This window comes from Baekduia sp. Peel2402, assembly GCF_052567285.1.
Genome location: NZ_CP199582.1, coordinates 74,847 through 96,677, shown reverse-complemented (window position 1 = coordinate 96,677; position 21,831 = coordinate 74,847). Strand labels below are relative to the sequence as shown.

The window sequence follows — 21,831 nt, the reverse complement described above, 5'->3', positions numbered from 1 at the left end:
AGCGGGCCGTCAGTCAGAGCAGAGCTACGAGTACTGCAGGTACTGCTTCTCGCGATCTGCTGTTAGGCAGTGCGCACGATGTGTGGACCGCGCCCGCTGTTCGACGTCACCGTGAACGCGAAGTGGCTCAAGTGGGCGATGTCGTTCGAACCGAAGAGACAGGATGGACCAGTGGTTCGAAGTTGCGAAGTAGTGATAGTCAACGTGTCTGTAATGGCCGCGTTGTCCGTGTAGATCGCGTGCGGCGAACCTTCAATGTGGCAGAGCTTCGTCCCAGGGACAGCGAGAGTCACGCCGCAAGTCAGATCGAGGTTTCCAGTCGTCACCGTAGTGACGGTCGGCTGATTGGTCGCAGTCAGCCTGAACCCGCAGGTCATCTCCACGTTTTGGCCGGCGAGGAAGCAGCCGGTCCAAGTGATCGAGCCCGAGATGCCGCTGTAGACCGCGCCGACGAACGAGCCAGCGGCGTAGGTGCCCGTGGCCGATGACGCGGGGCACGTAAAGTTGCTGCCAGTGGAGGACAACGTCACGGGAGCGGCCGTGGCGGTGAACGACCCCGTGCCGCCGACGTGCCACGTCACCGCCCCGGCCGTTCCGGCCATAGCGCTGACTACCGCCGCCACCGACGTCACGAGGACGACGAGACGAGAGATCCTGCTCATGATGATCACCCTGATCTTGGTTGAGAGTCGCGATGCATTGCACCGCAGGACGGCGGACGCGCCGTGGCGCTAGGACCTCAACTACGAGATCAAGCCGTCCGGTCTCCGTCGTCGACCAGGCAACTCACCGCCCCTCCCCCTTCGGCCCTGCGGCCGCGGCGATGCGAGCAGGTGACGATGACACCGGACTCCCCCACCTCCAGCCAGAGCCAGGACGGCACGACCTGCCGTCCGGCAGTCGGCCGAGCTCGACCGAACGCCGTTTCCCTATTAACCGGCGTTTAGAGAAGTTCCACCGTCAGGTCAGGCCCCAGCGACAAGGCGCCCGGTCGGGCCCGCGCCCGTTTCGCTGAGTGCCACTCACTGGCCAATTGGCAGGTCAGCGCCCGCGGACGATGCCTAGTCGTGCCGTTCGGGCACAGCCGTCGCCTCAGCTCGGCCGCGCCACCGCCTGGAGCTGCTCGGTGTCATACGACGGGTTATTCCGCCCGTGCGTCAGCCAATTCAGCCCCCACAGCACGACACCCAACGCCAGCAGCAGCCCGGCCCGCGCCCAGATCGCGCCGTCCTTGTCGAAGGCGAGCACCACACACGCGACCGCGCCGATAACCGGCAGCACCGACGGTGCGTGGAAGTGGTCGTGGTCGACCTTGTCGCGCCGCAGGACCAACACCGCGATGTTGACCACCGTGAAGACCAACAGCAACAACAACACGGTGGTGTCGGCGAGATCGCTTAGATCCCCCGTCGCCGCCAGCACCATCGCCAAAACCGTCGTGAACGCGATCGCCACGTACGGGGTCTGGCGCCCCTTCGACACGCGGCCGAACGTGGGCGCGACGATCCCCTCACGGCTCATCCCGTAGACGATCCGCGAGGCCATGATCATGTTGATGAGCGCGCCGTTGGCCAATGCGAACAGGGCGATCACCGAGAAAACGTCTTCCGGGATTCCCAAAGGCCCGGTCGAGGCCACCAGCTGCAGCGCGCCATCAGACGACGCCAGCTCCTTCGTTGGCACCACCATCGACGCGAGCATCGCGACGCCGAGGTAGATCACACCTGCCACCGCCAGGCCGCCGAACAGCGCCGGCGGGTAGTCGCGCCGCGGGTCCTTGCACTCCTCGGCGACGTTGACGGAGTCCTCGAAGCCGATCAGCGCGTAGAACGCCAGCGCGGCGCCGCCGATCATGGCGGAGACGATCGTCTCGCCTTCCTTGATCTCGAACGCGCGCGACGCGTCGCCCTGCCCGTCGGCCAGCGCGGCTGCTGCGACGACCATCACCAACACCAACCCGCCGAGCTCGATCAGCGTCAGCACCACGTTGGTCTTGACCGACTCGTTGATCCCGCGCAGGTTCAGCGCCATCACCGCACCGAGGAAGACCACGGCGACCACGACCGTCGGCACGTCCCCGACCAGCGTGCTCAGGTAGTCGCCGCCGAACGCGCGTGACAGCGTCGCCGCCGAGGCGATGCCGGACGACATCACCGCGAAGGCCACCACGAACGTCACGATCGGCCGCTTGAACGCCTTGTTGGCGTACAACGCTGCCCCCGCGGCCTTCGGGTACTTCGTCACCAACTCGGCGTAGGCCACCGCGGTGAAGAAGGCCAGCACCAGGGCGACGACGAACGCGCCCCAGATCGCGCCTCCGACGCGCCCGCCGACCTCGCCGATCAGCGCGTAGATCCCGGCGCCCAGCACGTCGCCGATGACAAACAGCAGCAGAAGAGGACGGGTGATGACCTGGCGCAGAGGCGCCCCGTCCTGAGAGGATGCGGTCGCGGCTTCCATGCACGCCCTGTACCCGCGTCCGACCACCCTCAAGACGAACGTGCCGAACGCCGTTAAATGAGGCAAGCGTGTCCGACTCCGACGACCTGACCCTGATCGCTGCACTTCGAGGTGCCCTCGACGCCGCCCGCGGCGTGCGGTCGCGCGAGGATCTGACCTTCGCGCTGGACCGGATCGCGGAGACGATCGCCCACGCGATGGGCTACCGCAGCGTCGCGATCAACCTCCACCGTCCGGCCTGGGACGACTTCGAGGCGACCACGATCCACGGCCCAGAGGCCGCGCGCTTGGCGCTGCTCGGCAAGGCCTCGACCTGGGAGCAGTGGGCGCCCTACCTGGCCGCGAAGTTCGAGCGCGGCGGCGCGCACCACATCCCGGCCGGCGCGCTCACCGACCGCCCCGGCGGCCTGCCGATGTACCGCCCGGCCGGCGCGCCCTCGCAGGCTGATGACCAGTGGGATCCCGACGACCTGCTGCTGGCGGTCATGCGCCGCGGCAACGGCGACGTCCTGGGCATCGTCTCGATCGACGAGCCACACAGCGGCGCCCGGCCCACGGACGCCGACTGCGACCACCTCGTCTCGCTGACCCAGGTCGCCGCGCTGGCCGTCGAGCAGGCCGCCAACGCCGAGCGCGACGCCCGCCACCGCACCGCCATGGACCGCCTGCTCACGCTCGCGGCCCGCACCGGCGAGGCGCGCGACCGCGACACGACGCTCGAGGCCGTCTGCGCCGGAATTCGCGAGACGCTCGGCTTCGGCCGCGTCGCCGTCCTGGCGTCTGAGCACGGCGGCCTCATGCGGCCGTACGCGACCGCCGGCTGGTCGCCGCAGGACCCGGTCTTCTCACACGCTGCGTTCACGCCCTCCCAGATCGAGCCGATTCTGCAGCCGCTCCACGAGCGCCACGGCTGCCACCTGCTCGCGCGCGAGGACGCCGAGGCGACGCTGCACATCCAGTCGACGATCTACCGCTCGCAGTCCAACGGCCGCGGCCCGTACGCCTGGGAGCGCCACTGGCTGCTGGCCGCGCTGCGCGACGGCACCGGCGCGCTGGCCGGCGTGATCTGGGTCGACGACCCCGCCAACCGCCTGCTGCCCGACCGCGAGACGCTCCAGGCGCTGCGCCTGTTCGCCGACCAGGCCGCGGCTGCGCTGACCGGCGACGCGACCTCGTCGCAATCGCTGCCCGCTCCCTTCCAGGACCAGGACCCGCTGACCGGCCTCGCCACCCGCGCCAAGCTCGCCGAGCGCCTGCGCCACGCGCTGCAGCGCGTCAAGCGCGCCGAGACGACCGTCGCGGTCCTGTTCATCGACCTGGACAACTTCCAGCACGCCAACGACACGCTCGGCCACAACGCCGGCGACGAGCTGCTGCGGGTCACCGCGGCGCGCATCGACGAGGACCTGCGCCCCGGCGACACCGTTGCCCGCTTCGGCGGCGACGAGTTCGTGGCGCTGTGCGAGGACGTCGGCAGCGCCGACGACGCGATGGACGTCGCCGAGCGCCTGCGCGTGCTGCTCGCCGAGCCGATCCCGCTGGCCGCGGGCATCGCTCAGGTCACGGCCTCGATCGGCGTCGCGCTGCCTGACCGCCCGGACCGCAGCGCTGAGGCGCTGCTCCAGGCGGCCGACCGCGCGATGTACGAGGCCAAGGCCGCCGGGCGCGACGCCGCGAGGCTCGCGACGCCAGGCGCCGGCTGGCCCTAGGCCTTCAACTTCCGCCTAGCTCGTCGACGCCGTGACCGTGATCCAGCCGAACGGGTCGCCCGCGGCGTAGTACCCCGCGAACGTCGAGTCGCCCGTGTTGGTCGGGATCTTGCCCGGCACCTGGGCCCACTCGTGCGTCGGCGGCGTGTTGGTCGCCGCTCCCTTGTTGGCCAGGTCGAGGTTGACCAGCACACCGCGCTTGGCCGCCACGTCGGTGTTGTCGGTGATGAAGATCCCGCGCGAGGCGCTGTTGCCGTTGATCTCGATCTCCGGGTTGGAGGCCGTCAGCTTGATGCCGTGGTCGAAATAGCAGAACAGCACCGTGCCCGTGAACGTCAACCGCGTGGTGTCGCTCACCGGGTCGTACCAGCCGTCCTTGAACGGGAAGTGGAACTGGTAGACCAGCGACGCGCTGCTGCCGGGCTGGACCTGCTTGGGGTCGGCGGTGGCGCCGTTGGCGACCGCGGTGCCCTCGCCCGTGTTGATGTACTGGATGAACGAGTCGCGGACGTGCCAGGTGATCGAGGCCGACATGACCGGGACCGACGTGACCGGCGCGGTCAGCGCGGTCGGGCCGCCTGCCGGCACGACGACCGGGCCCTTCGTGCAGCTCTTGGGGTTGTCGGCAGGCGTGCCGGGCGTGCCGCCGCCGGTCGTGCCACCGCCCGTGGTGCCGGTGCCCGTCGAGCCCGAGCCCGTCGAGCCGCCACCCGTGGAGCCGGTGCCGCCGGTGCCCGTGGTCGCGCCGGTCGTCGCGTCGACGGTCAGCGTCCCGAGCGTGCCGCTGCGCAAGGACCTCAACTTGAGCGCCTTCTTGATCGCCGCGGCGCCCGCAGAGGTCAGCTTCACCGACGCGCTCTTGAGCGACACGGTGCCGTTGGTCGCGTTGAGCGAGCGCTTGGCGGCGTCGACCGTGAGGATCGTGGTGGTCTTGCCGTCAACCTTCGCGGTCAGGCGCGAGCCGGTCGCGGCCAGCCGCAGCGCCGGCGTCTTCAGCGTCAGCGTCCTGGAGCCCTTCTTGAAGCGAATCGACCCGGAGTGCCCGAGCGTCGCCGCGCTGCCGACCGTAACGGTCTTCACCGGGAACGTGACGGCCTTGCCCTTGGCGGTCGCGGGCGACACCGCCGACGCCTTGACCCCGGCCGAGGACAGCGACGACGCGGCTGTCCCCTTGAACGTCAGCACCGACGTGCCGGACGCCGCGGCCTGCGCAGACGCGGGGACGACGGCGGCCAGCGCAGCGGCGACTGCGGTGGCCAGGACGGCGGGGCGGGTCATGCGGACTCCTTGGTCTTCGTGGTGAGCCCGAGCCAGTCGACGTGCAGGGCGGTGCGGCCGGCGCCTCCGGAGAGGGAGGCTTCGACCTGCCACACATCGGCGAGCAGGGACTCGGTCAAGACGTCGTCGGGCGGGCCGGCGGCGACCGTCCGGCCGTGCGACATGACGACCACGTCGTCGGCGACGGCGGCCGCCAGCGCGAGGTCGTGGACGACGAGCACGACGGTCAGCCCGTCGTTGGCCAGGCCGCGCAGCAGACGGGCCATCGTCGAGGTGGCGCCGAGGTCCAGCGCGGAGGTCGGCTCGTCGGCCAGCAACGCGGGCGCCTCCTGGGCCAGCGCGACCGCGACCTGCACGCGCTGCAGCTCGCCGCCGGAGAGCGTCGTCAGCCGGCGATCGGCGAACGCGGTGACGCCGGCGCGGAGCATCGCGCGGTCGACCGCGTCGTGGTCGGCTCGCGTCGGGCGCGACAGCGGACCGAGATGCGGGGCGCGGCCGATCGCGACGGCCTCGTGGACGCGGACGCCTTCAGGGACGCGGGCGCGCTGAGGCACGAACGCGCGCAGCTTGGCGAGCTTGCGGCCGCGTAATGCGGCGACCTCGGTGCCGTTCCAGCGGACGGTGCCCGAGTCCATCTTCTGGATCCCGGCCGCGGCGCGCACGAGCGTCGACTTGCCGGCGCCGTTGGGGCCGACGACCGCGACCAAGCGGCCCGGCAGGGCCTCCAGGTCGGCGCCGTGCAGGATCTCGGTCCCGCCGAGGCTGACGACCGCGTCGCGCACCGACAACATGGCCTAGTGCGCTCCCCGCAACAGCCACAGGAACACCGGCACGCCCAAGACCACCATGAACGGGCCGACGGGCAGCTCGATCGGGGCGAGCACCGTGCGGGCGAGCGTGTCTCCCACCAGCAGCAGCGCGGCGCCGACCAGCGCCGAGGCGCCCATCACGAAGCGGTGCGACGCGGTCCCGCCCGCGAGGCGGACCAAGTGCGGGATGACGAGACCCAAGAACCCCAACAAGCCGACGAGCGCCGCGGCGGCGGACGCGAGCAGCGTCGCGGCGATCACCGCGGCCAGGCGGATCCGCTTGGGGTGCGCGCCCAGCGACTCGGCGACGTCGTCGCCCAACGCGAGGCGGTCCAGCGGCCGGGCCAGGACCGCGGCGGCGAGGAAGCCGACGAGGAAGTACGGCCACGCGACCTCCATGTCCGACCAGCCGTCCGAGGACAGGCCGCCCGCCATCCACAGGACCGCGGACTGCACGCGATCGCTGAAGGCCACCATCAACGACGTCGTCCCGGCGCCGAACAGCGCGGCGACCGCGATGCCCGCGAGGATCAGGCGGCTCGTCGCGCCGGCGTGGGCGCCGCTCCAGGCGATCGCCAGCACGATCGCCCCGGCGAGCGCGCCGAAGAACAGCGCGCCGACCGGCAGCAGCGCCACCGAGCCGGGGAACGCGAGCAAGATGAGGATCGCGCCGAAGCCCGCGCCGCCGGTAATGCCGACGATGTCCGGCGAGGCCAAGGGGTTGCCGAGCGCGCCCTGCAGCAGCACGCCCGCGACGCCGAGCGCGGCGCCGACGACGATCGCCTCGACCATCCGCGGCACGCGCAGCGACACGATGATCTCGCGCAGCGGGCCCTCCTCGGCCCGGCCGGTGAGCGCATCGATCACCGTGTGCAGCGGCACGTGGACGGCGCCGAGCGTCAGCGACAGCGCCGCAGCGACCACCAGCACAACGCCGGCGACGAGCACGACGGCAAGCTGCCGCAGCGCCATCCGGCGATGCGCGCCCGCCGCACGAGCGGGCGCGGGCGCAGGCGGCGCGGGCGCTGGGGCGGTCACCGCGCTCATCTTAGTTGTGCGGGATCTTGACGGCCCGGGCGATCACGGAGATCACAACGCTCCTCCGTCAGTTCCCCAGGAACTTGCTGCGCACGTCGCTGATGATCCGGCCCGGGTCGGTGTAGGCCTGCAGCAGCGAGTTGCCGGTCGCGACGTAGATCCGCTTGTTGCGCGCGGCCTTGGTCTTCTTCCAGCCCGCCTTGTTGGCCAGGTACTTGGCCAGCGACGGGATCGAGGACGGCGCGCCGTGCGGCACCGCGATGATCACGTCGGGGTTGCGCTGGACGACCGACTCGTCGGAGACCCGTGCGTAGCCGCCGGACGCGGTCAGCCCGCCGGTGAGCAGGCGCCCGCCGGCGCGCTTGACGATGTCGCCGCCCCAGGAGTTGGTGAGCATCGCGTAGGACGTGCGGCCGACGCCCATGATCAGCAGCACCGTCGGGCGCCGCTTGATGCCCCGCGACGCGGCGTGGATCTGCGCGGTCTGGCGTGCGGCCAAGCGCGCCGCGGCGGCTGATCGGCCGGTCAGCCCGCCGATCAGCTTCGTGGCGGCGACCAGCTCATGGGCCGAGCGCGGGTCGCTGTAGGCGACCTTCATGCCCAGGCGCTTCATGCCCTGCTCGCCCTTCTTCCAGATCGGGGCCGACAGCACGAGCTGCGGGTTGCGGACCGCGAGCTGCTCGAGGTTCGGGCCGTTGGGGTGCGACAGCGCGAGCGTCGGCACGCCGCGCAGGCGCGCGTCGAGCCGGTCATAGCCGCCGAGCGTCTGGCCGACGGCCACCGGGCGAACGCCGAGCTCGGCCAGCGTGTTGGCGGTGAACGGCGTGAGCGCGGCGATGCGCTTGTAGGTCTTGGCCTGTGCGGCGCCGGGAAGCAGCGCGACGGCGAGGGCGGCGATGAGGAAGAGGGGAAGCTTGCGAGTCATTCGTGACGAAGGGGGCGGTGGGGATCGCGCGATAACCGAGTTGCGCGATCAGGTATGTTCGGCAACCCTAACACGCCTTAGGGCTGCCTAACCGTCACGTCATACCACGGACGCGGCGCCCGTCGTACCTGGAAAGGACCTCCTTTGACCTCCATCACCACCCACCGCCTCGCCGTCGCGCTCATCGCGGTCGGCGCCGCTGCCCTCCCCGCCGCCGCGCAGGCTGGCACCGTCAAGTCGGCCACGCTCGACTGGACGCAGTACAACGTCTACGACACGGGCCAGCCCGCCGGCACCGACCGCACCTGGCTCGGCTACGTGACGAGCACCGCGCCGCCGAGCGCGCTCGGCTCAGCGACGCCGATCGCCCCGGCCACCGGTGACACCGTCACCCCGGCCAGCACCCGCGGCACCGGCACCACGGCGCCCTACACGACCGTCTTCCCGGCGACGTCGGGCACCTACGACGCCACCGACGGCACCGGCGCGATCGAGCTGGACGGCGGCCTCGACTTCCAGAGCTCCGCGCACGGCTTCGACATCACCGTCGAGAAGCCCAAGCTCGTCCTCGACGGCTTCAGCGGCAAGCTCTACGCCTCGGGCAAGAGCGGCGGCGCAACCCCGACCTACGACCGCAGCCAGCCGCTGTTCAGCCTCGACCTGACCAACGCGAGCGTCACGCTGAAGGCCGACGGCTCGCGCGTCATCTCCGGCATCGTCCCGTCGCTGGCCAGCGCCGGGACGTTCCTGCCGAGCTACGCCGTCGGCGCCGGCCCCAACCGCACGCCGAACACGTTCGGCTCGTTCTCGCTGACGGTGAAGACGGACGGCGGCGACCAGGGCCCGAAGGGCGACACCGGCGCGGCCGGCGCCAACGGCAAGGACGGCGCGGCGGGCAAGAACGGCGCCTCGGCGACGATCCGCACCGTCAAGGCCGTGCTGGCCAAGGCGCCCTACACGGGCTCCGCGACCCGCAAGGTCACCGTCTACTCCACCGCCAACAAGAAGCTGGCGACGGGCACCCTCAAGGGCCGCGTGCTCAAGGTGACCCTCGCCGACAAGGTGACGTCGCTGTCTGGCAAGGTGAAGGTCAAGGTCAGCGGCGCCAAGTCCTCCAAGACCGTGAGCATCCCATCGTGACCGACATCTCCGCGATCCCCCTCGGCGACCACCAGGTGAAGGAAGGCGGCACCCCGGCGCCGCCTCCGCCGCCTCCGCCGCTGAACGAGGTCCCGCCGACCCGTCGCCGCACGGCCGGCGAGGAAGCCCGCACGCTGGTCGCCCAGACCGCCGTCGGCACGCTCGCCACGCTGAGCGACGACGGCGGCCCGTGGGCGTCGCTGGTCAGCTACGCGGCGCTCGAGGACGGCTCGCCCGTCCTGTTCGTCTCGACGATGGCCGAGCACGGCCGCAACCTCGTGCGCGACCAGCGCGCGAGCCTCGTCGTGGCCGAGACGCCGTCCGGCAACGACCCGCTCGCCGCCGGCCGCGTCACGCTCGCCGGACGCGTCGTCTCGCCCGAGGGCGACGACGAGGCGCGCGCCCGCGCCGCCTACCTGAAGGCCGTCCCGACGGCCAAGTACTACGCCGACTTCACGGACTTCTCGCTCTACGTCCTGAAGGTCGACCGCGTGCGCTGGGTCGGCGGCTACGGCCGCATGGACTCCGCCGACGCCGAGGCCTACGCCAACGCCGAGGCCGATCCGGTCGGCAAGCCGCTTGACGCCGTCCGGCACCTCAACGAGGACCACGCCGACGCGCTGCTGGCGATGGTCCAGGCGCTGGGCGGCTACCCGGACGCGACCGCCGCCAAGTGCACGGGTGCCGACCGCTACGGCCTCGACCTCCAGGTCAAGACGCCGCGCGGCAGCGCGCCGGCGCGCGTCGGCTTCGCCGAACCCGTCGGGGACGACCCGATCGGCCTGCGCCAGGCCACCGTCGAGCTGGCCAAGCGCTCCCGCTCGATCCTCACCGCCGCCGAGCAGAGCTAGCGGCAGGAGACGCGACGAAGCGGCCGGCGCCCTTGGCGGCCGGCCGCTTCGCGCGGCCTCGCTCTAGGCGTACATGTCGCCGATGGTCTCGTCGTACTTGGCCGCGATCGGCTTGCGCTTGAGCTTCATCGTCGGCGTCAGCTCGTCGCCGCCGGGCAGCCAGTCGCCCTCGACGATCGTGAACTTCTTGATCTGCTCGACGCGCGCGAGCTTGGCGTTGGCCGCGTCGACGCCCTCCTGGACCGCGGCGCGGACGCGCTCGTCGTGCGAGAGCTCCTCGAGCGTGCCCTCCACCCCGTTCTGCGCGGCCCACGCAGGCGCGAAGTCGGCGTCGAGGACGATCAGCGCCGTGTTGTAGGGCTTGGCGTCGCCGATGCAGACCGCGTTGCCGATCAGCGGCGAGGCGGACTTCACCGCCGCCTCGATGTTGGCCGGGGACATGTTCTTGCCCGCGGCGTTGATGATGATCTCCTTCTTGCGGTCGACGATCTTGACGTAGCCGTCCTCGTCCATGACCGCGATGTCGCCGGTGTGCAGCCAGCCGTCCTCGTCGATCGCCTCGGCGGTCTTGTCCGGCAGCCCGCGGTACCCGAGCATCACCATGCCGCTGCGCATCAGCAGCTCGCCGTCTTCGGCGATCTTCAGCTCCGCGCCGGGCGTCGCTGGGCCGACCGTCCCGAGCTTGATGCGGTCGGGCGGGTTGACCGCGCCGCCGCCGCAGGTCTCGCTCATCCCCCACAGCTCGGCCAACGGCAGGCCGATGGCGTGGAAGAACTCCAGGACCTCGACGGGCGTCGGCGCGGCGCCGACGTTGATCGCCACGACCTGGTCGAGGCCGAGCATCGTGCGCAAGCCGGAGAACATCTCGGCGTCCGCGGTCGCGACCGCCGCGGCCAGCTCCTCGGGCACCGGCTCGCCGGCCTGCTCGAGCTGGACCTTCTTGCGCGCCGCGGCCAGCGCCGCCTGGGCCTTCTCGCGCTGCTCCTCGGGCTGGCCGGCGACCATCGCCTCCAGGCCGGACTTCAGCTTCTCCCAGATCCGCGGCACGGCGAAGAACCAGTGCGGGCGCACCTCGGGCAGGAACGAGACGATCTCGCGCGGGTTCGGGCAGCAGGTGACCGTGAAGCCGAAGACGATCGGCAGGTAGTGGTGCGCGGCGCGCTCGGCGATGTGCGCGTTTGGCAGCCACGAGATCACGCGCGCGCCCTCGGGGAACTGGACGATCTCCTCGATCCCCGACACCGCGACCAGCAGGTTGCGGTGCGCGAGCTCGACGCCCTTCGGCGGCCCGGTCGTGCCCGACGTGTAGATCAACGTCAGCACGTCCTCGCCGGTCAGCTGGGCGATCGACGCCTCGACGTCGAAGTCGTCGGCCGAGACGTCGTCCAGCGCCAGCGTGCCCTCGGGCGCGGCGCCGTCCGGGTCGACGACGATCACGTGCTCCAGATCCGGCAGCGTCTTGCGCGCCTCGAGCACGTTGTCCAAGAACTGCGTCTCGGTGATCAGGATCCGGGCGCCCGCGTCGCCGACCACGTACTCGATCTGGTTGGGCGCGTAGGTCATGTAGATCGAGAACGGCGTCGCCCCGACCATCATCGCCGCGAGGTCCGCCTGGTGGAACTCAGGGCGGTTGCCGAGCATCAGGGCGATCGTGTCGCCCTTGCGCAGGCCCAGCCCGTGCAGGCCTCCGGCGAGGCGGTCGACCCGCTCGCGCAGCTCCGACCACGTCCAGGCGACCTCGTCGCCCTTCGTCCTCACGGCCACGTCGTCTGGCCGCTGGGCCGACGTGATCCTGAACGCCTCGGCGATCGTCGCCGCGTCCACCCCGCGCTTCGGTGCTGTGCTGCTCTCCACTTCGACCCTCTCCTCCGGAACCGGGACTGCTACCTCACTCCGAAGCCCTCACCTCGGAGCCGATCGATGTCGTTGGTGAGTCCGATCGCGAAGAGCATGATCACCAAGACGAACCCCACGTAGCTGGCCTGCTCCATGACCCGGAACGGAATCGGCCGTCCCCGGACCTTCTCGGCCAGCGCCCAGAAGATATGCCCCCCGTCCAGCGGAAGGAAGGGGAACAGGTTGACGATCGCCAGCGAGAGCGAGATCAGGGCCAGCAGCGTGAGCGTCCGGACGACGTCGTCCTGCTGGATCGACTGGCGCGTCGTCTCGTAGGAGCCGACGATGCCGGAGACGTTCTTGCGCGCTTCGGAGTCGTAGAACAGCTTGCCGATCGCGCTGACCGTGCCCTTGGTCACGTTCCACATGCCGGTGACCGAGCTGCTGGCGGCGTCGCCCGGGGCGAGCGGGTCGTACTTCGCGCCGAACGTGAAGCCGATCAGCATGCGCTGGGCGTCCTTGTCGTAGCGCGGGCTGACCTCGACGGTCTTCTGCGCGCCGTCGCGGACGATCGTGACCTTCGCGGGGGTCGCGGCGACGCAGCCCTGGGTCTTGGTGCTCCCGGGGCAGGTGTGGGTGCCGATCTGCTGGCGCAGCGCGGCGGTGCTGCCGGTGACGCCGTCCACGGCGACGATCCGGTCGCCGGGCTTCAGCACGCCCTGGGCGGCCGACTTGGCCTGAACGCCGTCGACGCTGTCGGTGGAGACGACCTGGCCCTTGAACGCGAACAGCGCGAACAGGATCACGAACGCCAGGACGATGTTGACCAACGGTCCGGCCGCGATCACCACGACGCGCTTCCACACCGGCTGGCGGTAGTAGGCCCGGTGCTGATGCTCCTCGGGGATCTCCTCCGCCGGGTTCATCCCGGTGATCTTCACGTAGCCGCCGAGCGGGATCGCCCCGATCGCGTACTCGGTCTCGCCGCGCTTGACCTTGCCGATCAGCGGCGGGAAGAACAGCGAGAAGCGCTCGACGCGCATGCCGACGGCCTTGGCGGCGGCGAAGTGGCCGAGCTCGTGGAAGATGATCAGGACGGCGAAGCCGACGAAGGCGAGAAGCCAGGACATTTAGGCACGCGCCCCGATCTGCTCGGCGGCGATCTCCCGCGCCTCGCGGTCGGCCTCGAAGAGCGAGTCGAACGCGTGGACCGGACCGCCGGGCATCGCCTGCAGGGTGGCGTCGATCACGTCAGCGATCCCGGTGAACGACAGGCGGCCGTTGAGGAAGGCGTGGACGGCGACCTCGTTGGCGGCGTTGAGCACGCACGGCGCGGTGCCGCCGGCGCGGGCGGCCTGGAGGCAGAGGTCCAGGCACGGGAACGCCTCGTGGTCGACCTCCTCGAAGGTCAGCGAGCCGGTCTGCGCGAGATCGAGGCGCCGCGTAGGCAAGGACATGATGTCGGGGTGGTGCAAGGCGTAGGCGATGGCGATCCGCATGTCGGGCAGGCCGAGGTGCGCCAGCTGCGCGCCGTCGGCGGTCTCGACCGTGGCGTGGACGATCGACTGCGGGTGGACGACGACGCCGATGCGGTCGTAGTCGATGTTGAAGAGGTGGTGGGCCTCCATGACCTCCAGGCCCTTGTTCATCAACGTGGCCGAGTCGATGGTGATCTTGCCGCCCATCGCCCAGGTCGGGTGGTTCAGCGCCTCCTCGACGGTGACGTCGGCGAGCTGCGCGCGCGTGCGGCCGCGAAACGGGCCGCCGGAGGCGGTGATCGTGATGCGCTCCAGCGCCCCGGCCGGGACGCCTTGAAGGAGGTGGTGCAGCGCGGCGTGCTCGGAGTCGACCGGCAGTAGCCGCGCACCGGTGGCCTCAGCGAGCTGGGTGACGAGCTCGCCGCCGACGACCAACGACTCCTTGTTGGCCAGCGCGAGGTCGATGCCCTCGCCCAGCGCGGTGACGGTCGGGCCCAGGCCGGCGGAGCCGACGAGCGCGTTGAGGACGAGGTCGGCGTCGGACTCCATCACCAACTGCACGAGCCCCTGCGCGCCGACGAGCACCTCGCCGTCGGTCCACGCCTCCGCCGCGCGCGCGGCCGCGTCCGCATCCGCGAGCGCGATGCGGCGCACGCCATTCTCGATGGCCTGCTGGACAAGGGGCTCCCAGGAACGCGCGGCGCTGAGCCCGACGACCTCAAGGTCGTCGGTCCGTGAGACCACGTCGAGCGCCTGGGTCCCGATCGACCCGGTGGACCCGAGCACGAGGAGACGGCGGGGCATGTGGTGAGGAAGGGTAGCTGCGCGAGTCTCAAGGCCGGTTCAAGACTGCGACAGGCCCGCGCGGCGAAGTGGTACGCGTGCGGTCCGCCTGCGTCGGGGCCGTGCGGTTAGGTTGCGCAGCGTGTCACATCGATCTTGTCTGCTGCGCTTGATTCCCGTTCTTGTCGGTGTTGTCGCGCTCGCCGCCGCGCCCGCCGGCGCGGAGACCATCCCGGTGCCCGCCGACGCGCCGACGGTGCTCGCCGCGACGCCCGCCGTGCCGGCGGTCATCGCCTTCGTCCACGACGGCGCGCTGTGCGCGGCGCTTCAGGAGACCGGAGCCCCGCGACCGGCGACGATCGACGACTCGGACTCGTCCGTGCCGTCTGAGACCGGCGGCTGCTCCAATGGCCCGCTGCCGGTCCTGGCTCCGTCCAGCGTCCGTGCGATGCCCGACCTCCACCACGGCGACGTCCGCATCGTGCTGGGCGTGACGGGCACCGACGGCGCGTCGGTCCAGCTGCGTCGTCGCGGCGCGGTCATCGGCACCGCCGCCACCTCCGCCCCGCTCCCGCTGCCGGACGGGGCCGCCGACCTGCGCCTCTACGCCGCCGGGATCCCGTACAGCAACCATGTCGACACCTGGCCCGACGAGATCGCCGTCCTCGACGCGACCGGCACCGTGCGGCACGTCACCGACCACGATGCCGACCTGGAGCTGTTCAGCCCTCCGCACCCCCTGGCCGCGTCGCGCGTCGTCCGGCGCGGACGGATCGGGGGCGTGACGTGGACCCTGACGACGACCCCGTACGAGGCGCTCGCCTCCACGCCGCTGGAGCCCGATCGCCACCTGCCCGTCGTGTGCGTGACCTTCGACGGCAACGAGTACGAGAAGGCGTGTGATGGCGGCCAGCCCGATGAGGTGCCCCTCGACGTGCAGTTCGAGATCGACTGCGGGGCGACCGGCAGCCGCGCGGTCGTGATCGCCCGTCCGGCGGTGCGCCGGGTCGTGGCGGTGCTCGGCGACGGACGCCGCGTCGCCGTGAGGCTGGTGCCGCTGCCCGGCGCGGCGATCGCGGGCACGCGGGTCGGCGCGTTCGTCGGCGGCCGCCGGATGGCCGTGCGCGGCCTCCTCGGCCTCGACGCCGGCGGCCGCACGGTCGCGCGCGTCGCCGCCGGGCTGCCGCCGAACGCGGTGACCGGGTGCGGCACCGACACCATCACCGACGATGACGAAGCGCTGAGCTTCTACGAGAACGGGCCGCCCTTGAAGCGCGGCGCGCACGCGGCACGGGTCGCCGACGACGGCTTCGAGGTCTGCGTCGCGGTCGACCGGACGCCGCGGGCACCGCAAGACTGCGCCACGCCGCGACCTGACCCAGCCGAGGCTTTCCTGCGCGCGGTGGCGACCGCCGAGGGCCACCACGTCTACGGGATCGTCCCCGCCGACGTCGCAGCCGCTCGCCTGACGCTCGACGACGGCACGACCAAGACCGTCGCGGCGACGGCGATCGCCGGGTACGCCGGCCGTTACGCGGGCGTCATGCGGATCGTCGAGGCCGACATCCCCGCCGCGCGGACGGCGCTGCGTCAGGCGTTCCTCGACGCCCGCGGCCGCGTGCTGGGCCAGTGGGTCGGCCCGAGCAACTCCGGGTTGAAGGCCGTGGCCGGCCTCGGTCGCCCCGGCGGTGTGCCCGCGACGCTCCACGCGGGCCGCTACACCGGCGTGCTGAGCGGTCGGTCCGCCACCTGCCTGACGCTCGGCGCGCTGCGCTGGACCGACGACTGCCAGATCACCACGGTCTTCAACCAGGCACCCCTCGCCCGGGTCTTCGTGGACTGCGCGTCCCGGCGCACCATCGTCCTGTCACTCCTGCCCAGCGCGAAGGACCGCCTTGTGCTGCGCACGTCGCGAGGGGCCGTGGTCCACGGGCGCACCGTGGCGCTCCCGTCGCGGGTGGCCTCGCGCGGTGCCCGCGCGGCGGCGGTCGCGGTCGTCCGCAGCGGACTGCGCGAGCTGCGCTTGGCCGGCGCCAAGGCCGTCCGGCTGAACCTCCCGTCTGCTCGCGAGCAGTGCGGCTACGGGCTCTCGATCACCGGCGAGGGGACCTACCCGGCCGCGATCGCCGGATGGTGAGCGCAGAACGGACTCCAACGCGCCAACCGGTAGCTTGCGGAGGATGCTCGACCGGTCCAGGGCAGGCCGCGCGCTCAGCGCGGCCTGTGCCGTCGTCTGCCTGCTGTTGATCCCCGCCGCCGCGCGCGCCGCCTCCCCGTTCGACACCGGGAAGCGGCCGGTTCCCGCCGATGCGCCGGTGGTCGCGACGACGCCGTCGGGTTATGCCGTGATCGCGTGGGTCGTCGGCGGCCGGACCTGCACGGTGTTCCAGGCGCCGGGCGCGGCGCGGCCGACCACGCTGTTCGAGGGCGACGTCGACCTCGGCCCGACGAGCGAGGAGCAGCCCAACGGCCTGTGCGAGACGACGCCGGTGCTGTCGCAGTTCCACGCCGCGTCGCTGCGGAGCCAGACCGTGTCGGGGTCCACGACGCTCGTCTGGGGCGTCGCGGGACCAGGCTCAGCGCGGCTGGAGCTGCGCCGCGCAGCGACGGTGCAGGCATCGTCGCCGACCACGGCCGCGCCGCTGCCCGGCCCCGCCGCAGGGCTGCGGTTCTGGGCCCTAGCGCAGGCAAGCGACGCGCAGGAGCCAGACGAGGTCGCCGTGCTCGACGCGGCCGGGACCGTCCGGCGCGCGTTCTCACTTCAGGATCTCCTCGGCGGGTGGGGTCCGTACAGCACCGACCAGAACGAGCCGACCGCCAAAGGCACGCTCCTGCAGCGCGGGCACACCGGCACGACCACCTGGGAGCTGCGACGGACCGTCAAGCAGCAGCTGGAATCGACGCCGTTGCAGCCTGAGCGCCGCGTCGAGGTCCGCTGCCTCACGCTGGCGACCAAGGTCGCGCGCAGCAGCACCGCCGATCGCGACGCCGGGCCTTGCGACGACGGCCTGATCCGCGTGACGCCGCTGCTGGTTGCGCAGGGCACGCGGTGCGGGGTCGGCACCTCCATCATGGTCCTGGCGCGGGCGCCGGTGCGCTCGGCGGTCATCGTGCTCGGAGACGGCCGGCGACGAGCGGTTGCGCTGAACGCGCTGGGGGGCGCGAGCGCGGTTCGCGGCGGGGCGGTGCTCGTCTCGCCCGAGCTGGCGGTGCGCCGCGTCGAGGGGCTCGGGGCCGGCGGCCAGGTCGTGCGGACGTGGCCGCTCGGCGCGGCGCCGGTATCCGACCCGTCCGGGTGCACCGGAGGATCCTTCTCCTCCGACTTCGTCACCACCAGCCTGCGCGACCTCTTCGACGACAACTACGGCGCCCCGCCGCACACGCTGCACGCCATCGACTCCGGCGCCGAGCTCTGCGTGAACGTCGACCGTGAGCCGCGCGTGCCGTTGGACTGCGGCGTGCCGCCCGCCGATCCCGAGGCGGCGTCGGTCGGCGTGGTTGACGTGCCGGGCGGCCAGTACCTCTACGGGCTCGTCCCGGTGGAGGTCGCCGCCGCGCGCATCACGTTCACCGACAAGACGACCCAGACGGTGCCTGCCACGCCGATTCCGGGCTATCGCGGCCAGTACGCGGGCACGACCGCGCAGATCGCGCTGGACATCTCCACGCCACGCGTCGCGAGGTCCGCGGTGCTGCTGGACGTCAACGGGCGTGTCCTGGGCAAGTCGGAGGACTTGGGGCCGGTGGACTTCGCGATCGGCCGCACGACCACCTTGCGCCCGGCCAGCGACGGGCTCCCGGCACTGCGCGCGGCGCCGATGACGGTGACCCTCCTGACGGAGAAGTTCCGGTCCGTCTGCGTCGGGTTCAGCCGCGTGACGTCGGTCTTCGGGTCTTGTCTGCTCAGCCTGACCGACCGCACGTCGGGTCCAAGCACGATCCAGGTGGTCTCGCGTTGCTCACCACGCCGATTCGTCGTGCTCGCCGCGTTGCGCCGCGCCACCGATCGGCTCGTCATTCGACTCCGCGACGGCCGCGAGGTCGTGGCGCGCAGCTACTACGTGCCCGCCACCGCAGACATCGCGTCCTCCGACCACTACGCCGCGCTCGCCGTGCTCAAGCCGCATGACGCGATCGCCGGCCTGCGCCTGCGCGGCAAGGCGGCACGGAAGGTCAAGGCGTCCTACCCCGCGGCTGCCGACCAGTGCGGGTACGGCGACACGCCGTCGTCGCTGTTCTCATAGCGGTCGCTACATTATGCGCAGCATCCGCGATCGATTCCCGTTCCTGCACATCGTGGCACTCGCCCTGGTCTGCGCGTCCGGCGCCGCCTCCGCCCACGCGGCGCCTGTCACCGTGCCGGGCGATGCGCCCACCGTCTTCGGCCCGACCGCCTCGGGCACCACGATCATTGCGTTCGTTCACGGCAAGGACCTCTGCGTGGCGATGCAGTGGGAGGGCCAGGCTCGTCCAGACCGCGTGGCGGAACCGGTGCCCGACAACGAGCAGGCCGGCAACTGCGTGACGCTGCCGGTCCTGCCCGCCTTCGGGCACGAGGGGATCGCCACGCTGCGCACCAGCACCGGCGGGATCGCGATCGGCGTGACCGGCCGCGACGCCGCGTCGGTTGAGCTGCGCCACGAGGGCAAGGTCGTCGGCCGTTCGGCGACCGCCTCCCTGCCACTGCCCGTTGCCGCGGGCGACCTGCGGATCTACGCCGCCGAGCTGCCGGAGTCAGAGGCCGACATCAACGTGTTCGTCGACCCCGACGAGGTCGCCGTGCGCGATGCTGCGGGCACGCTGCGGTGGGTCGACGACTCGCGCGCGTTCCCGGAGCTCGGCCGCGAGACGGTCCTGCGGCGCGGCCGCGCCTTCGGTGAGCGTTGGCGTCTCGCCGTGGCCCGACGACGGGTCCTGGAGGCCACGCCGCTGGAGCCTGACCGGCACGTGGAGGAGGTCTGCCCGGTCCTGACGGTCGGTGCTGGCAGCATCGTGGGCGGCCCGAGCGTGACCGGGCCCTGCGACCGGCCAGGCGTCGCGCAGGCCCTGACCGTGGAGCTCACCGACGGCTGTGCCGCGCAGGGCAACGGCGTGGTCGTCGTCGCGCGGCGCGCCGTCCGCCGCGCGGTCGCGCTGCTCGGTGACGGACGCCGCGTGACGGTGCCGCTCATGCACCTGACCGGCGCGACCGCCGGCACGCGCACCGGCGTGCTCTTCGCGGGCGGCGAGGGCGTGATCCGCCACGTGGCCGGGCTCGGCGCCGGCGGGCGCGAGGTCGCTCGCTTGGACCTCGGGCTCGCGCCGCTGCGCCGGTCCGACGCGTGCGACGAAGGCTCCAACGGTGGTGACGTGTTCTTCACCTGGTCGACCGACCCGGACCCGCTCGGCGCGGGACCGCACGCAGCCCGGATCGTTGACGCCGGCGCACAGGTGTGCGTCGCGGTCGACCGCGCGCCGCGCGTCCCCGACGACTGCCGGCTGGCGCCAACGACCCCGTCCGGTGCCGACGTCAGCGCCTACCCGACCGCGGACGGCACGCACCTGGTCGGCGTGGCGAACCTCGACGTCGCCGCCGCGCGCATGACGCTGGACGACGGCACGAAGCTCACGGTGGCCGCGGTTCCGCCGGTCGGGTACGTCGGGCGCTACAAGGACGTCCTGCGCGTCATCGAGGCCGACCTCCCCGCGCCACGGCGCGCCCTGAGCCAAGAGCTCCTCGACGCGCGCGGGCGCGTGCTGGAGGACGCTCCCGGGCCGCAGACGCGTCCGCTGACGGGCGTCACCGCGCTCGGGCGTCCTGCCGGCGTCTCCACGACGCTGCGCGCCGGGCTCCTGCACGCCACCTCCGGGAGCGCCGTCCGGGTCTGCGTCACGCTCGGAGAGCTGGCCGAGCGCGGTGACTGCTTCCTCGACGCCAACCCCTCGGCGCCCGACGCCCGGCTCGTCGTCGACTGCGCACGCAGCCGGACGCTCGTGATCGCCCTCCTGCCGCGCTCCACGGATCGCCTGCTCGTGCCGACGTCGGCCGGCCGCACGGTCACGGCGCGCACGATCCGCCTGCCCGCGCGGTTGCGCCGAGGCGGCGCGGCGGCCGTCGCCGTCGCCTATCTGCCCTCGCGGGAAGGCGCCGAGGCGCTGACGTTCCACGGCTCGCATCCCCGCCGGGTCCGGCTCGGGCTCCCGCCGGGCGCCCGCCAGTGCGGATACGCGGTGACCTCGTATCCCCGCGGGCTCTTCCCGTTCTGAGGCGCCGCGGCCGGCGGCCGCTCCCCGCCTGAACACGGGGAACGGCCGCGCGGCACGGCCGGAGCGGCTAGGCCCCGCCCGCCTTCAGCTCCACCGTGGTGGGCTTGAAGTCGGTGCCCTTGGTGTCGGCGTCCTTGATGGCGGCGAGGGCCTTCTCGGCGTACTCGTTGGTGTAGGCCTGGCCCTCGGGGGCCTTGGAGAGGACGGTGTCGCCGTCGGCGTTCTTGGTGTCCTGGGCGATCTTGACGGTCTGGTCCCAGGCGGCCTGGTCGACCAAGCCAATGCCATTGGGTGAGGGCCAGACGAGCTTGTTGATCTCGTTCATCTGCCAGAGCTGGTGCGAGGCCCCGAGCTTCGAGCCCTTCGCGACCACAATGTCCCGGCACTTCTCCGGGTTGTCGCGGCAGTAGATCCAGCCGCGGAACGAGCCTTCCAGGAACTTCACGGTCTGGTCCTGGTACTCGGGGTCGCTGAGCTTGTCGGTGGACGCCCAGATCGCGTCCTGGAGCATTGCGGTGCCTTCGGTGTTCCAGTCGATCTTGTTGAAGTCGTCCTCGGTGTACAACTTGCCCGTCTTGGAGTTCTTGGCCTCCAAGACCTGGGCGTACTCGTTGTAGATCATGGCCTGCGCGGCGTCGATGTCGCCCTTGAGCAAAGCCTGCATGTCGAACTGCTGCTGGACGAGCGTCACGTCCTTGCCGGGGTTGATCCCCGCCTTGCCCACGCCAGCGAACAACTCGTACTCGTTGCCGAAGCCCCAGTTGCCGACCTTCTTGCCCTTCAGCGACGCGGCGTTCGTCAGGTTCTTGTCCTTGAACGAGACCTGGAGCGTGCCGGAGCGCTGGAAGACCTGGCCGACGTCGGTGATCGCGGCGCCCTGCTCGCGGGACTGCAGCGCCTTGGGCACCCAGGCGATCGCGTAGTCCGCCTTGCCCTGCGCCAGCTGGGTCTGCGGCACGATGTCGGTGCCGCCCTCGAGGATCTCGACGTCGAGCCCGGCGTCCTTGTAGAAGCCCTGCTCGACCGCGGCAAAGTACCCCGCGAACTGGGCCTGCGTGAACCACTGCAACTGCAGCTTGACCTTCTTGAGCTCCGCCGGCGCGGTGCTCGTGCCGGTCGAGGCAGCGGTGCTCGCGCTGCCCGCGTCGTCGTCGCTGTCGCCGCACGCGGCGACGGCGAGGACGCATGCCGTCAGGGCAGCGGCCAGCGCCGCCCGTCCGTAGGACCTGAACAAGTGCTTCTCCTCTGTGCGTGTGTGTGCTCGGTACTGCTGAGGGG

16 protein-coding genes are annotated in these 21,831 nt (G+C 71.7%); 6 read left to right on the top strand and 10 right to left on the bottom strand.

Annotated elements, in window-relative coordinates; all coding sequences use genetic code 11:
- Positions 1-62: 62 nt before the first annotated feature.
- Positions 63-662 carry a hypothetical protein gene (locus ACT01A_RS00485; RefSeq protein WP_445150272.1) on the bottom strand — a complete coding sequence of 200 codons (600 nt, stop codon included), beginning with the start codon at positions 660-662 and terminating at the stop codon, positions 63-65.
- A 430-nt stretch (positions 663-1,092) separates the two neighbouring features.
- Positions 1,093-2,460: an APC family permease gene (locus ACT01A_RS00480; RefSeq protein ID WP_445150271.1), complete on the bottom strand. Its 1,368-nt coding sequence runs from the start codon at positions 2,458-2,460 to the stop codon at positions 1,093-1,095.
- A gap of 68 nt (positions 2,461-2,528) precedes the next feature.
- On the opposite strand from ACT01A_RS00480, the gene ACT01A_RS00475 reads away from it, so the two are divergent.
- Complete coding sequence (locus tag ACT01A_RS00475) at positions 2,529-4,169, top strand: diguanylate cyclase domain-containing protein (protein ID WP_445150270.1); 1,641 nt, start codon at positions 2,529-2,531, stop codon at positions 4,167-4,169.
- A gap of 15 nt (positions 4,170-4,184) precedes the next feature.
- On the opposite strand, the gene ACT01A_RS00470 is transcribed toward ACT01A_RS00475, so the two are convergent.
- From ACT01A_RS00470 to ACT01A_RS00455, 4 genes are all read right to left on the bottom strand, one after another.
- Positions 4,185-5,447, bottom strand: coding sequence for an HtaA domain-containing protein (locus ACT01A_RS00470; RefSeq protein ID WP_445150269.1), 1,263 nt, complete (start codon positions 5,445-5,447; stop codon positions 4,185-4,187).
- The gene (locus ACT01A_RS00465; RefSeq protein WP_445150268.1) at positions 5,444-6,238 is read right to left on the bottom strand and encodes an ABC transporter ATP-binding protein; all 795 of its coding nucleotides are present in this window, start codon (positions 6,236-6,238) and stop codon (positions 5,444-5,446) included. The genes ACT01A_RS00470 and ACT01A_RS00465 overlap by 4 nt, the downstream gene beginning before the upstream one ends.
- Before the next feature lie 3 nt (positions 6,239-6,241).
- Positions 6,242-7,294: a FecCD family ABC transporter permease gene (locus ACT01A_RS00460; RefSeq protein WP_445150267.1), complete on the bottom strand. Its 1,053-nt coding sequence runs from the start codon at positions 7,292-7,294 to the stop codon at positions 6,242-6,244.
- 67 nt (positions 7,295-7,361) lie between these two features.
- Complete coding sequence (locus ACT01A_RS00455; RefSeq protein ID WP_445150266.1) at positions 7,362-8,219, bottom strand: ABC transporter substrate-binding protein; 858 nt, start codon at positions 8,217-8,219, stop codon at positions 7,362-7,364.
- 144 nt (positions 8,220-8,363) lie between these two features.
- On the opposite strand from ACT01A_RS00455, the gene ACT01A_RS00450 reads away from it, so the two are divergent.
- A complete protein-coding gene (locus ACT01A_RS00450; protein WP_445150265.1) occupies positions 8,364-9,359 on the top strand; it encodes an HtaA domain-containing protein in 996 nt (331 codons plus the stop codon).
- Between the two features lie 5 nt (positions 9,360-9,364).
- Entirely contained in the window at positions 9,365-10,210 is an 846-nt protein-coding gene (locus ACT01A_RS00445; RefSeq protein ID WP_445152875.1) for a HugZ family pyridoxamine 5'-phosphate oxidase, read from the top strand.
- A 63-nt stretch (positions 10,211-10,273) separates the two neighbouring features.
- On the opposite strand, the gene ACT01A_RS00440 is transcribed toward ACT01A_RS00445, so the two are convergent.
- The 3 genes from ACT01A_RS00440 to dxr are packed head-to-tail and all read right to left on the bottom strand — an operon-like array spanning position 10,274 to position 14,328.
- Positions 10,274-12,064 carry an AMP-dependent synthetase/ligase gene (locus ACT01A_RS00440; RefSeq protein ID WP_445150264.1) on the bottom strand — a complete coding sequence of 597 codons (1,791 nt, stop codon included), beginning with the start codon at positions 12,062-12,064 and terminating at the stop codon, positions 10,274-10,276.
- Between the two features lie 29 nt (positions 12,065-12,093).
- Complete coding sequence (locus ACT01A_RS00435) at positions 12,094-13,176, bottom strand: M50 family metallopeptidase (protein WP_445150263.1); 1,083 nt, start codon at positions 13,174-13,176, stop codon at positions 12,094-12,096.
- Positions 13,177-14,328, bottom strand: coding sequence for a 1-deoxy-D-xylulose-5-phosphate reductoisomerase (dxr, locus tag ACT01A_RS00430; protein ID WP_445150262.1), 1,152 nt, complete (start codon positions 14,326-14,328; stop codon positions 13,177-13,179).
- Positions 14,329-14,449: 121 nt separating this feature from the next.
- Between dxr and ACT01A_RS00425 the strand changes: the two genes are divergently transcribed.
- Genes ACT01A_RS00425 through ACT01A_RS00415 form a run of 3 tightly spaced genes read left to right on the top strand, consistent with a single transcriptional unit; the run spans position 14,450 to position 20,553 of the window.
- Entirely contained in the window at positions 14,450-16,444 is a 1,995-nt protein-coding gene (locus tag ACT01A_RS00425; protein WP_445150261.1) for a hypothetical protein, read from the top strand.
- A 43-nt stretch (positions 16,445-16,487) separates the two neighbouring features.
- Positions 16,488-18,551 (top strand): hypothetical protein, encoded by a 2,064-nt coding sequence (locus ACT01A_RS00420; RefSeq protein ID WP_445150260.1) that lies wholly within the window; start codon positions 16,488-16,490, stop codon positions 18,549-18,551.
- A gap of 13 nt (positions 18,552-18,564) precedes the next feature.
- Entirely contained in the window at positions 18,565-20,553 is a 1,989-nt protein-coding gene (locus ACT01A_RS00415; protein WP_445150259.1) for a hypothetical protein, read from the top strand.
- 67 nt (positions 20,554-20,620) lie between these two features.
- Here the strand turns inward: ACT01A_RS00415 and ACT01A_RS00410 are convergent, their stop codons facing one another.
- Positions 20,621-21,787: an ABC transporter substrate-binding protein gene (locus ACT01A_RS00410; protein ID WP_445150258.1), complete on the bottom strand. Its 1,167-nt coding sequence runs from the start codon at positions 21,785-21,787 to the stop codon at positions 20,621-20,623.
- Positions 21,788-21,831 lie beyond the last annotated feature (44 nt).